The sequence below is a fragment of the Bradyrhizobium sp. USDA 3315 genome (assembly GCF_054056795.1).
In genome coordinates this window covers 9082132-9095058 of record NZ_JBSRYP010000001.1, presented here as the reverse complement: position 1 = coordinate 9095058, position 12927 = coordinate 9082132, and the positions used below count along the sequence as shown (strand labels likewise).

Genomic DNA, 12927 nt, shown 5'->3' with positions numbered 1-12927 from the left:
CTTAGCGCCGCATCGTCGCGAGCTCGCGATAGAGCGCGGCGTAGCGGCCGGCGCGATTGTGCCAGGAGACATCGGTGGCCATGCCGGCCTGCTGCAGCCGGCGCCACGTCACCTTGTCGTTGAACAGCAGGTTTGCCTTGCGCAAGCCATGGGCAAGCGCATCCGAGGTTACGGGTGCGAACTTGACGCCGGTCGGCGCATCGCCGGTGATCGCGACTTCGTCGAAGTCGAGCACGGTGTCGGCAAGGCCGCCGACATTGGCGACAACAGGGACCGCGCCGTAGCGCAGCGCGCACAGCTGGGTGAGGCCGCACGGCTCGAAGCGCGACGGCACCGCGAGCGCGTCCGCGCCGGCCTGGATCAGATGCGCCAGCGCCTCGTCGTAGCCGATCACGACCGCGATCCGTCCGGGATTGTCGCGTGCCAGCGCGGTGTAGCGGTCCTGCAGGTCGCGATCGCCGCTGCCGAGCAGCGCAAGCTGAATGCCTTCGCCGAGCAGCGTCGGAATGTTCTCGAGCAGCAGGTCGAGGCCCTTCTGCCATGACAGCCGGCTGATGACGCCGAGCAGCATCGCATCCGGCATTGGATCAAGCCCGAAGCGCCGCTGCAGCGCCGCCTTGTTCACCGCGCGATCCGCCGGCTGCTCGGAGCTGAAGCGCGCCGCGATGTCGGGATCGGTGGCCGGATTCCACACCGATATGTCGATGCCGTTGAGGATGCCGCTCAGCACGTCGGCGCGTTCGCGCAAGAGGCCGCCGAGCCCCATGCCGCCCTCGTCGCTTTGAATCTCCCGCGCATAGGTCGGCGACACCGTGGTGATGCGGTCGGCGAATTGCAGGCCGGCCTTCAACAGGCTGATGGTGCCGTAATATTCGACGCCGTGGAGCGCGTAGGATTCGCTCGGCAGGCCGAACGCGGCAAGCATGTCCGGCGAGAACTGGCCCTGATAGGCGAGGTTGTGCACGGTCATCACCGTGCCGGGCCGCGGTTGCCCGGCATAATGCAGGAGGGCGGGTGCGAGGCCCGCCTGCCAGTCATGCGCATGCACGATGTCGGGGACGAAGGAGGTGATCGCGCCCTGGCCGATCTCCGCCGCCATCCGCGACAGCGCGGCAAAGCGGATGCCGTTGTCCGGCCAGTCGCGTCCGTCCGGGCCGACATAGGGATTGCCGGGCCGCGCATAGAGATGCGGCGCGTCGAGCGCGAACAGATCGAGGCCATCATGCGTGCCGCCCAGCACGCGGATCGGCCCGCCGTAGAATTCCGGCCGGTGCAGCAGCGTCTCCGCCGCGGCCAGCGCCTTGAGCACGTCGGGATAGCCGGGCACCAGCGTCCGCGTCGTGACGCCGTGCTGCTTCAGCGCCGCCGGCAGCGCGCCGACCACGTCGGCAAGGCCGCCGGTCTTGACGATCGGGTAGACTTCAGAGGCGACTGCGAGGACGCGGATGGGCGTCATGTCCCCAGCCTGTCGATCATCGACTGCGTGATCAGCGTGATGCCGTTCTCGGTGGTGCGGAAGCGCTTGCCGTCGAATTCGGGATCCTCGCCGACCACGAGCCCTTCCGGAATCCTCACCCCGCGATCGATCACGACGTTTCGGAGCCGTGCTCCGCGGCCGACATTGACATAGGGCATGATCACCGCATTCTCGATATTGGCGTAGGAATTGACGTGCACGCCGGTGAACAGCAGGGAGCGGCGCAGCGACGCGCCCGAGATGATGCAGGCACCCGAGACCAGTGAGGTCACCGCCTGGCCGCGTCGTCCGTCCTCGTCATGCACGAACTTGGCGGGCGGGGTGATCTCGGCATAGGTCCAGATCGGCCATGATCGATCGTAGAGGTCGAGCTCGGGCACCACGTCGGTGAGATCGATATTGGCGCCCCAATAGGCATCGACGGTGCCGGCATCGCGCCAGTAGGAGCGGGGATCGTCGCCGGAGCGGACGCAGGAATCGTTGAACTGATGCGCGATCGCCCGGCCGTGCTTCACGATATAGGGGATGATGTCCTTGCCGAAATCGTGGGCCGAGTTCGGGTCAACGGCATCGCGGCGCAACTCGTCGAACAGGAATTCCGAATTGAAGACATAGATGCCCATGCTGGCCAGCGACTTGTCGGGCTTGCCGGGCATCGGTGGCGGATCGGCGGGTTTCTCGAGGAAGGACTGGATCAGGCCGGTCTCGTCGATATGCATGATGCCGAAGGCGCTGGATTCAGCCCGCGGCATTTCAAGGCAGCCGACCGTGACATCGGCGCCGCTTTCGACATGCTGCTTCAGCATGATCTCATAATCCATCTTGTAGACGTGGTCGCCGGCGAGCACCAGGATGTACTTGGTGCCGTGCGCTTCGAGGATGTCGATGTTCTGGTGGACCGCGTCGGCCGTGCCGACATACCACATCGTTTCGGAGACGCGCTGGCTTGCGGGCAGGATGTCGAAACTCTCGTTTCGCTCCGGCCGGAAGAAGTTCCAGCCGCCTTGCAGATGCCGGATCAGGCTGTGCGCCTTGTACTGGGTCGCCACCGCGATGCGGCGGATGCCCGAATTCACCGCATTGGATAGCGCGAAATCGATGATGCGCGACTTGCCGCCGAAATAGACCGCGGGCTTGGCGCGTTTGTCGGTGAGCTCCTGAAGTCTGCTGCCGCGTCCGCCGGCCAGCACGAAGGCGAGGGCGTGACGCGACAAGGGTTCATTTCCGACGGATCTCATGGTCATCCTCCCAGAACTTCAGGCTGGCCCCGCTACCTTCTCTTGTCCGGAAGGCCTGATCGGGCGCCAACGGGGCCGATTGGGAACGTAGCAAGTGCATCCCGGTTGAGCAAAGCGGGATGGCGGGCTTTCGTTCCCCGGACCCCGGCTCGTGAAGATCGGGGTTGCGGGCCGGTTAAAGCTATTGACGAGCCGTGATTTCGGCCTAGAGCAAGCCTGCCGTTTTCTTCTGTCAGGCCAGCATTCCATGACACTTGCTTCCGTCACGCCCCAGGACATCCGCGCAACGCTGCTGCTGCGTCGGGAGATCGCGCTGCTCGACGTCAGGCATGAGGCGGAATTCGCCACCGGCCATCCGCTGTTTGCCGCCAACATGGCGGCCGGCCGGATCGCGCTCGAAGCCGAGCTGCGATTGCCGCGCAAGGACGTGCCGATCGTGCTCTACGACAATGGCGAGGGGCTGGTCGCGGCCGCCGCCGCGCAGTTGATGGCGCTGGGCCATGGCAATGTGGCCGCGCTCGCCGGTGGCTTGCAGGGCTGGAAGGCGGCCGGTTACGAGGTGTTCGAGGACGTCAATTCCTACGCCAAGGCGTTCGGCGAGCTGGTCGAGTCGCGCAGGCACACGCCGTCGCTGAGCGCCGACGAGGTCGCCGCGCTGATCTCGGACAAGGCCAACATCGCGATCCTCGATGTCCGCCGCTTCGACGAATATGCCACCATGAACATCCCGGGCTCGGTCAGCGTGCCCGGCGCCGAGCTGGTGCTGCGGGCAGGCGGCGCGGCGCCGGATCCCGACACCACCATCATCGTCAACTGCGCCGGCCGCACCCGCTCGATCATCGGCACGCAGTCGCTGATCAATGCCGGACTGCCCAACAAGGTGCGGGCGCTGCGCAACGGCACGATCGGCTGGACGCTGGCGAAGCACGATCTCGAGCACGGCGCCGGCAAGCGCGGCGGCATTGCTCCGTTCGAGGGCGCAGGCGACAATGCGCGCGACGTCGCCTATCGCGCCGGCGTCCGTCACATCGGGATCGATGAACTCGCCGCGCTGGACGAGGACGCGCAGCGAACGCTGTATCGCTTCGACGTGCGCGATGCCGAGGAATACACGACCGGTCACCTTGCCGGCTTCCGCCACTATGCCGGCGGCCAGCTGGTGCAGGAAATCGACATGGCCGCTCCCGTGCGCGGCGCGCGCATCGTGCTGAGCGACGACAAAAGCATCCGCGCCGACATGACGGCGTCCTGGCTCGCGCAGATGGGCTGGGAGGTCTATGTGCTCGACGGCGGCTATGACGGCCGGCTCGAAGTCGGCCCGCCGCGCATCGTGCCGCGGCCCGATCCCGCGCACCGCTACCGGCGCCCCTATGAAGGCACCGGCGTCGCGGAGCAGGCGATGCAGGCCTATCTCGATTGGGAGTACGGCCTCGTCGAGCAGCTGCGCCGCGACGGCACGCACGGGTTCTATGTGATCTAGCAGATGACGTGGTGACGGCGGGGCGACCGCATCGGTGCCGAGACGCAGGGGCGCACTGCCAAAATATCGAAAACAACCCCATGCAAAGGAGCCGGTGGCCGCCGGCGGACACGGCAACTTGACTCGTCGGGCAAATCAGTGGTACTTTTCCATTATTCAGAAATCGTGCCGGCATGGTCGTCCCTGCGAAGCAGGGACCCATAACCACAAATGCCAATTGCTGGGCGATGCTGGAACGACGAATTCCTTCAACAAGGTCCGCCGCGGAGTATGGGTCCCTGCTCCCGTGCGCAATTGCGCACTAGGCAGGGACGACGTGTTGGAGGAGCCGCGGGCTCTCATCTCTCCGTTGCCATACCCCGCACAGGCATCCAGTACGGCGCGGCCTTTAAGCACGAACGCCGTGAGGAGCCGGATCGCATCTATCGATGCGACCCGACCTAACAGCGAGCTTCGCTCGTCTCGACCCCGCAAGCCGGGGAGATACACCGAGTTTGCTGCGAAGCGTAACCCAGCCCGCCGCTATTTCGGCAACGCCACCGGCGTCAGCTTGAACGGGCCGGGGTCCTTGCCCTTGTTGTCGCCGATCACGTAGGACAGCTTGCCCTCGGTGACCCAGCCGACATCGCCGACCTGCGTCACCGAGACCGGCTCGGCGAGGCCATCCTTGATGGTGTCGATGGTAGCCTCGCTGCCCTTCACCGTGACCTTGTCGAGCTTGCCGTTGCCCTCGATCAGCAGGAAGCCGCCGCCATGCGCCCGCAACGCGTCGGCGTGGTCGAGCGGCCGCGACGGCTTCAGCTCGGTCACGGCGCCGGCCTTGCCGTCCTTCATCTCGATCTTGAACAGTTTGGCCGGAATGAAGGTCGTGACGTAAAGATTGCCGTCGGCGCCGATCGCGATGCCGTCGAGCCCGACGCCGTCCTTGGCGGGCGCGAGCTGCGGATCGGTCGCGAACGTCGCCAGCGCCGTGCCGCCCGCCTTCAGGCTGTAGACGAACGGCGCAAAGGAATCGCTCACGTAGGCGGTGCCGTCGGCACCGACCACGATGTCGTTGCAGAACGATTTCGGATCGCTCAAGGCAAAGCTGCCCTTCGGCGCGCCGCTCTTGAGATCGAAGGTCTTCAGCCAGGCGCCCTTGGTGTCGCTCGGCCCCGCCACGCCCATCGCGCTGATGTCGTTGGAGCAGACATAGAGCGTGCCGCTCTTCTCGTCGGCGAGCACGCCCAGCGTCGAGCGGCTGTCGGCGGCGCCCGGCTTGACCAGCTGCTCGGCCTTGCCGCCCGAGATCTTCGTCACGCCGCCATGGTTGAAGCTGCCGACATAGAGCGTCCCGTCGGAGGTCGAGGTCACGCTCTCCGGAAAACTCTTGTCGGGAACGCCGACCGCAGCTGTTTCGGCGCGCACTGCGCCGGCCGCACCGAGCGCAAGGATGATGGCCGCTAGCGATGCGCGGCGGATCTTGAGCAGTTCTCCCGTTGCGCGCGGACGTCCCGCGTCGCCATTGTTCTTTATCATGATCGCGTTTCCTCAATGAACCTGGTTGGACCAGGCAGGATTTTCTTGGCGATCGTCTCCGGTCGATGGTTGTTGTCTGCAGGGTTCCCGACCGGATTGTTCACCCGCCTGTCTTGTCGTCGCGATATATACGATAGTATATAACGTGAGGGAAGCAGCGGAGAGGAAGCTGCGACGGCTGGAGAGCGCGTCATGGAACGGGAATTGGCGTCGCGCCACCAATGGGTGTGCTGCGGTGGCATTATCGAGGGGATCGTCGACGATGATGCGATCGGCCTCGATGCACGGATCGGCCTGTTTACGGACGGGTGTGCGTTCGTCTGCAACGAATGCACCGCGAGCCTGATCGCGGCTGCAGCACGGCGCAGACAGGAACCGGTTCGGTGGAAGTCGTAAGGCGGGAAGGTTTCCGCGTCATTGCGAGGAGCGCAAGCGACGAAGCAATCCATCTATCCCCATGCGGAGAGATGGATTGCTTCGCTGCGCTCGCAATGACGGTGGGAGCTCAATCCGGGCTGAACGCGTCGTAGACCAGCTTGCGGAACGCGGGCGTGATGCGCTGGCGCTCGTTCTGGGTCTGCTCGAGCATGATGTAGATCATGTCGAGCTTGGGATCGACGCCGAAATAGGTTCCGCTGCCGCTGTCCCATTTCAATTCGCCGATCGAGCCGGGCGGCGGCGGCTTGGCGATGCCGGGATCGGTGCGCACGGCGATGCCGTAGCCATAGCCGAAGCCGTCGCCGGGAAAGTACCAATAGTCGCGGCCGACACCGGAGCCCGGCCCGATATGGTCCGTCGTCATGGTCTTGAAGGCTGCGGGGCTGAGATAGCGCTTGCCGTCCAGCTCGCCGCCGTTGAGCAGCATCTGCGCGAAGCGCGCATAATCGAGGATGGTCGATACCAGGCCGCCGCCGCCGGATTCCCATTCCGGATGCGCGCGCCGGTCGTTCTCGCCCTCGATCAGGATGGTGTCCGAGGGCAGCGGCTCGGCGAGCCTTGTCCGTTCGGTCTCCGCATCGAGCACGTATCTGGTGTCGTTCATCTTCAGCGGGTCGAACAGGCGCTCCTTCTCGAACTGATAGAGCGTCTTGCCCGAGACGATCTCGATCACCCGGCCGAGCACGTCGGTGGAATGGCCGTAGCGCCACAGCGTGCCGGGCTGCCGCGACAGCGGCAGCTTGGCCAGCCGCGCCACGAATTCCTCGTTGTCGAACTTGCCGTCGAACAGATGTCCTGCGCGATAGATCTTCTGGATCCAGTCGGCACCGATATATTCGTAGGTGATGCCCGAAGTGTGCCGCATGATATCTTCAATGGTCACCGGCCGGATCGGCGGCACCAGCTCAACCTTGGCCGGATCGTTTCCACCGTCCGGTTCGATGGCGACCTTCACGTCGGCGAAGGCCGGGATGTATTTCGACAGCGGATCCTGCGGCGACAACTTGCCCTCGTCGACCAGCATCATCGCGGCGGTGTTGGTGATCGGCTTGGTCATCGAATGCAGCGCGAACATCGTGTCCGGCCGCATCGGCGACTTGGTCGTGACGTCGCGATAGCCGAAGGTCTTCAGGTAGACCGGCTTGCCGTGCTGCTGGATCAGGATGACCGCGCCCGGAATTTTTCCTGTCGCAACCTCGTTGTCAAAGAATGCGGTGATGCGTTCGAGTTTTTCCGGCACCGGGGCAGGGGCATCGGAGGCGCGCGCCGCGCCTGATATGACAACTGCAAGACAACCGATCGCGGTCGCTGCTCCGCGAAGCGTCAGCACAGCACGGTGGACTGCCCGATCATATCCGCGTGACATTGAAAAGCCTGCCCCTGCCTGATGCCCTGAGCGCAGAGTTTTAGCGGCGCGCGCTCCCGCGCACCATAATCATTTTGGAGCGAGTTTATTCCCGGCGATCGCCGGAATTATACGATTTGGGTAGCGCCGACGGGCGTGCGCACCGCATTCGACAACACCTGCAGCGCCTGGCTCAGTTCGGCGCGGTTGCGTGCCGCACCCAGCGACACGCGCAGGCCGCGCGGCGCGGCATCGCCTGCCGCAAAGGCGTCTTCGCCGACCACGGCGAGGCCGTTGCGCATCAGATGCGACAGCAGGTCCGTGCCGTCGAAATGTTTCGGCAGCGGCATCCAGAGATGATGGCTGGCCGGCCGCGCTGCGTAGGCGACGCCCTTGAGGAAGCGGGTCGCAAGCTGCTGGCGCGCCGCCGCCTCGTTGCGAATGGCGCGGATGATGTCGGCGGCGACGCCGGAACGCAGCCATTGCGTGACCAGCGCGACCATCAGCGACGGCGGCATCTGCATGGTGGCCTGCATGCCGGCGCGCATGCGCTGCTCGGCGGCGGCATCGGGCGCCAGGAGATAGGCGACGCGCAGGGCGGGCGCGATGCATTTTGCGATGCTCGCGGCGTAGTAGGTGCGTTCCGGAATCAGGGTTGCGATCGGCGCCATTTGTGGTTCGAGCGGCCCGTAGACGTCGTCTTCGATCAGGACGCAGCCGCGCTTGCTGATGATATCGGCGATCGCCTTGCGTCTGATCGCGCTCATCGTCGCCGTGGTCGGGTTTTGCTGCGTCGGCACCAGATAGACCGCCTTCGGCTTGTGCTTGCGGCAGGCCTCGTCGAGCGCCTCGGGCCGCGCGCCCTCGGCGTCCATCGCAACCCCGACCAGGCGGACATCAAGCCGCGCCGCCGCGGCCTTGATGCCGGGAAAGGTCAACGCCTCCGTCACCACGACATCGCCCGGCGATGTCAGCGCCAGCAGCGTGTTGAAGATGATCGCCTGCGAACCCGGATAGATCACGATGCGGTCGGCCGCCGCCTGCGGCACCCGCGGCGCGAGCCACGCGGCGCCGGCCGCGCGCTCCTCAGTGGTGCCGCCCGGACGCGTGTAGCCGAGATAGGCGGAGAACCCGGCCTCGGAGCGAATGGTCGCAAGTCCCTGCGCAATGCGCAGGTCGAGATTGGCCTCGACCGGCTGCGGCGGCAGGTTCATCGACAGGTCGATGTTGACGGGCGCGGGCAGGTCGGAGGTGGCGCGCGCGGTGGTCTCCGAGACGAACGTACCCTGGCCCACACGGGCGTCGAGCAGTCCGCGCCGCCGCGCCTCGCCATAGGCGCGAGTCACCGTGGTCAGATCGATATCGAGCGCTGACGCCAGCGCGCGATGGGTCGGCAGCCGCTGGCCGCGCACCAGCTGGCCGCTCGCGATGTCGGCGGCCAGCGCATCGACGATGCGCAGGAACATCGGGCCGTGCCATTCCGAAACTGTAGGGACCCAATCCATGCAATCCGACGCTTTGTCTTTGATTGTAGGTGCTCGAATGCATATTGTATGGATCATGCAGATCAGGTCAAGGACGACGGCGAAAGGAAAACGACGATGACCGAGACGGTTTCCCTGCCAAAGGCGATGTGGCGCGGCTTCACCATGAAGTGCCCGAACTGCGGGCGTGGCCATCTGTTCGGCCGTTTCCTCAAGGTCGCCGATCACTGTGAAGTCTGCAGCGAGGACTTCACCCCGCAGCGCGCGGACGATTTCCCGGCCTATCTCGTGATCGTCGTGGTCGGCCACGTCGTGGTGCCGGCGCTGCTGTGGCTCGAGATGAACTACGCGCCGCCGGCCTGGCTGCAACTGGCGATCTGGCTTCCATTCACGCTGTTCAGCGCGCTCGCGCTGCTGCAGCCGACCAAGGGCGCGATCGTGGGCTTGCAGTGGCAGCTCGGGATGGAGGGATTTGCGGCGACGCGGCGTGCGGTGGCGCCCGCCCGGGCGCAAAGCAGCGTCGGACGGACTCGCGAAGCCTGACGCGATCTCAGAATCGTAGCCCGGATGAGCGAAGCGATATCCGGGAACAGTTGCCCCGCATATCGCTCCGCTCATGCGGGCTACAGTGATGATGTAACCAATCAGAATTGTAGCCCGGATGGAGCGAAGCGACATCCGGGAACAGTTGCCCCGCATATCGCTCCGCTCATGCGGGCTACAGTGATGTAACCAGTCAGAATTGTAGCCCGGATGGAGCGAAGCGATATCCGGGAACAGTTGCCCCGCATATCGCTCCGCTCATGCGGGCTACAGTGATGCAACCAGTCAGAATTGTAGCCCGGATGAAGCCAACGGGTCGCGCGAACGCGCGCCCGATGACAAGCTCCGCGTAATCCGGAATCCTGTCGCCCGCACGATGAATCCCGGATTGCGCTGCGCTGCATCCGGGCTACGGATCAATCAAATCGGATGATGATGCGGCCGGAACATCCGGCCCTTCTCCGTCACCAAGACGACGGCGAGCGCGGCCAGCGTGCAGAGGAAGAAGCCGGTCGCGAACGGCGCCAGTGTGCCGTCGTAATCCTGGCCGATCGTGGTGCCGACGCCGATCCCGAGCAGCGTCGTGATCGTGCCGTACAGCGAGGAGGCGGTGCCGGCGATCTTGCCCTGCGGCTCCATCGCGAGCGCGGTGAAATTCGCCATCATCAGCCCGAACGCGAACATCATCAGGCCCGACAGCACCATGAACAGCGGCAGCGACAGCGTGTCGGTCTTCACCGCCAGCAGCAGGGCGCCTGCGACGACGGCAAAGCCGGTCAGCGCGGCGTGCGAGATCACCCGCATGCCGATGCGGCCGACGATGCGCGAATTGAGGAAGCCGGCGATCGCGACGCCGACCGCGCAGGCCGCGAACGCCACGGGGAAGTAATGCCCGAGCTTGAAGATCTCGGTGAAGATCTGCTGCGAGGAGAACACGAAGGCAAATAGCGAGCCCTGCACGCCGCCGGCGGCGAGCGCGTAGCCGAGCGTCTGGCGATTGGTGACGGTTTGGCGAAACGCGGACAGCACTTCCGGGATCGCCAGCGACTTGCGCAATTCCAGCGGCAGCGTTTCCGGCATCCGTATCGCGCTCCAGGCCAGCGCGATCACGCCGTAGATCATCAGCAGCACGAAGATGCCGCGCCAGTGCGTCAGCAGCATCACCGCCTGGCCGAATGACGGCGCGATCACGGGGACTGCGATGAACACCATCATCGCCAGCGACATCACGCTCGCCATCCGGCGTCCGGCGTAGCAGTCGCGCACGATCGAGGTCGCGATCACGCGGGTCGCCGCGGTGCCGAGCCCTTGCAGCGCGCGGGCCAGCAGCAGCGTCTCGAACGAGGGCGCCATGATCGCGAGCAGGCCGGCGATGGTGTAGACCGTCATGCCGCCGAGCAGCACCGGGCGGCGGCCGAAGCGGTCCGACAGCGGGCCCATCACGAACTGGCCGACGCCGAAGCCGACCAAAAAGATCGACAGCACCATCTGCGGGCGGTTGGCGTCGGCGATCTGGAACGCGGAGCGGATGTTCGGCAGCGCCGGCAGCATCATGTCCATCGCCAGCGGGTTCAGCGCCATGATCGAGGCGATGACGACGACGAATTCGGGAAAGCCCATCGGGCGGTGGCCTGAGGAAACCCAGGCATCGGCATTAATGTCAGACACTTAGCAACCTCTTGGGAATCCTCGCATCGTAGCGATCTTGCTGCGATGCACAATCGGCGTTTCGGGATAGCTGCCCGCCGATCGCGGTCGAGGTAGCGGGGTCGGGAACCGGGCCAAAAGCAAATTCGCCGAATATCGTTGCGGCTGCAACTATTTTGCTCGTGCGGCGCGGAAACCTCTGCTAATCCCGGACCCAGCATCCGTGCGGGGCAGGCGCATCGCCGCCGACCACGCCCGCGCGGCCAAGAACAGGTTCAAGAACGGGTTTTGGGGAGGCGACATGTCCATCGAACTGTCCGCGCGCTCGCGCGGCGCTGAACTGTCGGATGAGGAGCGCAAGGTCCTCACTGCAACGCTCGTCGGCACCACCATCGAGTGGTACGACTTCTTCGTCTACGCCCAGGCGGCGGGCCTGGTGTTCGGCGCGCTGTTCTTCGCGCCGATGAACGCGAACAATCCGCTGCTGGCGCAGATCGTCTCGTTCGCGACGCTCGGCCTCTCATTCCTGTTCCGCCCGTTAGGCGCCATCGTCTGCGGCCATCTCGGCGACCGCTTCGGGCGCAAGAACATGCTCGTCGTCACGCTGCTGTTGATGGGGGCGGCGACCGCGCTGGTCGGCCTGCTGCCGACCTACGCGCAGATCGGTGCCTGGGCGCCGGCACTCCTTATTCTCCTGCGCATCCTGCAAGGCTTCTCGGCCGGCGGCGAGTGGGGCGGCGCGGCGCTGATGGCGGTGGAATCGGCGCCCGTCGACAAGCGCAGCTTCTTCGGCTCGTTCCCGCAGATCGGCACGCCGCTCGGCATGATCCTGGCGACAGGCGTGCTGTGGGTGCTCACCGCGACGCTTGGCAAGCAGGCGATGATCGAATGGGGTTGGCGGATTCCGTTCCTGCTGTCGATCGTGCTGATCGTCGTCGGCATCGTGATCCGCCGCACGGTCGAAGAGTCTCCGGTGTTCCAGGCGATGCAGCGGCGGCACAAGGAATCCTCTGCACCGCTGCGCGACCTGATGCGCAATCACAGCAAGGAGATCCTGCGCACCGCGTTGATCTTCATGGCCAACAATGCAGCCGGCTACATCCTGATCGCGTTCATCATCAGCTACGGCGCCAACACGCTGAAGATGCCGTCGGAGCAGCTGCTGCTGATCGGCACGCTCGCGGCGGTGAGCTGGTTCATCTTCACGCTGCTCGGCGGTATCCTCGGCGACAAAATAGGCCGCGTGCGCTGCTTCCAGATCGGCTACACCCTGATGGTGCTGTGGGCGGTGCCGATGTGGTTCCTGATCGACAGCAAGAACCTCTTGCTGTTCTTCGTCAGCGCGGTCGGGCTCACCATCGCGCTCGGCCTGTCCTATGGCCCGCAGGCGGCGCTCTATGCCGAGCTGTTTCCGGCCAAGGTGCGCTATTCCGGCGTCTCGATCGGCTATGCGCTCGGCGCCATCTTCGGCGGCGCCTTCGCGCCGATGATCGCGCAATGGATCATCGGCACCTACGGCCAGTCCTGGCGCGTCGGTGTCTACATCGCGGTGCTGTCGCTGATCTCGCTCATCACGGTGTCGACGATTAGGGATCCGCAAGGCGTCGATCTGAACGTGCACGACGCGGGCGGGTGAGCCGCGACCTTGTGTCATTGCGAGGAGCTCGCGACAAAATTGCGAAGCAATTTTGCGCTGAAGCGACGAAGCAATCCATCGATCCGCGTATGCGGTGAAATGGATTGCTTCACGGAGCCTG

10 protein-coding genes are annotated in these 12927 nt (G+C 65.1%); 4 read left to right on the top strand and 6 right to left on the bottom strand.

Going from position 1 to position 12927, the window contains the following annotated elements:
• Window position 1: 1 nt before the first annotated feature.
• Window positions 2–1456 (bottom strand): glycogen synthase GlgA, encoded by a 1455-nt coding sequence (glgA, locus tag ACVIYL_RS42455; RefSeq protein ID WP_456781435.1) that lies wholly within the window; start codon window positions 1454–1456, stop codon window positions 2–4.
• The gene (gene glgC / locus ACVIYL_RS42450; protein ID WP_456781434.1) at window positions 1453–2715 is read right to left on the bottom strand and encodes a glucose-1-phosphate adenylyltransferase; all 1263 of its coding nucleotides are present in this window, start codon (window positions 2713–2715) and stop codon (window positions 1453–1455) included. Before glgC ends, glgA begins: the two co-directional genes overlap by 4 nt.
• Window positions 2716–2962: 247 nt before the next feature.
• On the opposite strand from glgC, the gene ACVIYL_RS42445 reads away from it, so the two are divergent.
• Window positions 2963–4195 carry a rhodanese-like domain-containing protein gene (locus ACVIYL_RS42445; RefSeq protein WP_456781433.1) on the top strand — a complete coding sequence of 411 codons (1233 nt, stop codon included), beginning with the start codon at window positions 2963–2965 and terminating at the stop codon, window positions 4193–4195.
• A gap of 522 nt (window positions 4196–4717) precedes the next feature.
• Here ACVIYL_RS42445 and ACVIYL_RS42440 read toward each other — a convergent pair.
• Window positions 4718–5713, bottom strand: coding sequence for a hypothetical protein (locus ACVIYL_RS42440; RefSeq protein WP_456781432.1), 996 nt, complete (start codon window positions 5711–5713; stop codon window positions 4718–4720).
• 192 nt (window positions 5714–5905) lie between these two features.
• Between ACVIYL_RS42440 and ACVIYL_RS42435 the strand changes: the two genes are divergently transcribed.
• A complete protein-coding gene (locus ACVIYL_RS42435; RefSeq protein WP_156436370.1) occupies window positions 5906–6109 on the top strand; it encodes a hypothetical protein in 204 nt (67 codons plus the stop codon).
• 109 nt (window positions 6110–6218) lie between these two features.
• Here ACVIYL_RS42435 and ACVIYL_RS42430 read toward each other — a convergent pair whose 3' ends face one another.
• Window positions 6219–7517, bottom strand: coding sequence for a serine hydrolase domain-containing protein (locus ACVIYL_RS42430; protein WP_456781431.1), 1299 nt, complete (start codon window positions 7515–7517; stop codon window positions 6219–6221).
• Window positions 7518–7624: 107 nt separating this feature from the next.
• Window positions 7625–9001, bottom strand: a complete 1377-nt coding sequence (locus ACVIYL_RS42425) for an aminotransferase-like domain-containing protein (RefSeq protein WP_456781430.1) — start codon at window positions 8999–9001, stop codon at window positions 7625–7627.
• Window positions 9002–9049: 48 nt separating this feature from the next.
• Here ACVIYL_RS42425 and ACVIYL_RS42420 point away from each other — a divergent pair, with 48 nt between their 5' ends.
• On the top strand, window positions 9050–9523 hold the full coding sequence (locus ACVIYL_RS42420; RefSeq protein ID WP_438078721.1) for a DUF983 domain-containing protein: 474 nt from the start codon (window positions 9050–9052) through the stop codon (window positions 9521–9523).
• A 420-nt stretch (window positions 9524–9943) separates the two neighbouring features.
• On the opposite strand, the gene ACVIYL_RS42415 is transcribed toward ACVIYL_RS42420, so the two are convergent.
• Window positions 9944–11143, bottom strand: a complete 1200-nt coding sequence (locus ACVIYL_RS42415; protein ID WP_456781955.1) for a multidrug effflux MFS transporter — start codon at window positions 11141–11143, stop codon at window positions 9944–9946.
• A gap of 328 nt (window positions 11144–11471) precedes the next feature.
• Here ACVIYL_RS42415 and ACVIYL_RS42410 point away from each other — a divergent pair, with 328 nt between their 5' ends.
• On the top strand, window positions 11472–12806 hold the full coding sequence (locus tag ACVIYL_RS42410) for an MFS transporter (RefSeq protein ID WP_456781429.1): 1335 nt from the start codon (window positions 11472–11474) through the stop codon (window positions 12804–12806).
• Window positions 12807–12927 lie beyond the last annotated feature (121 nt).

Bases quoted from the DNA above. Each gene is read 5' to 3' on its own strand.
- glgA (WP_456781435.1), bottom strand. From the start codon at position 1,456: ATGACGCCCATCCGCGTCCTCGCAGTCGCCTCTGAAGTCTACCCGATC.
- glgC (WP_456781434.1), bottom strand. From the start codon at position 2,715: ATGAGATCCGTCGGAAATGAACCCTTGTCGCGTCACGCCCTCGCCTTC.
- ACVIYL_RS42445 (WP_456781433.1), top strand. From the start codon at position 2,963: ATGACACTTGCTTCCGTCACGCCCCAGGACATCCGCGCAACGCTGCTG.
- ACVIYL_RS42440 (WP_456781432.1), bottom strand. From the start codon at position 5,713: ATGATAAAGAACAATGGCGACGCGGGACGTCCGCGCGCAACGGGAGAA.
- ACVIYL_RS42435 (WP_156436370.1), top strand. From the start codon at position 5,906: ATGGAACGGGAATTGGCGTCGCGCCACCAATGGGTGTGCTGCGGTGGC.
- ACVIYL_RS42430 (WP_456781431.1), bottom strand. From the start codon at position 7,517: ATGTCACGCGGATATGATCGGGCAGTCCACCGTGCTGTGCTGACGCTT.
- ACVIYL_RS42425 (WP_456781430.1), bottom strand. From the start codon at position 9,001: ATGGATTGGGTCCCTACAGTTTCGGAATGGCACGGCCCGATGTTCCTG.
- ACVIYL_RS42420 (WP_438078721.1), top strand. From the start codon at position 9,050: ATGGATCATGCAGATCAGGTCAAGGACGACGGCGAAAGGAAAACGACG.
- ACVIYL_RS42415 (WP_456781955.1), bottom strand. From the start codon at position 11,143: ATGGGCTTTCCCGAATTCGTCGTCGTCATCGCCTCGATCATGGCGCTG.
- ACVIYL_RS42410 (WP_456781429.1), top strand. From the start codon at position 11,472: ATGTCCATCGAACTGTCCGCGCGCTCGCGCGGCGCTGAACTGTCGGAT.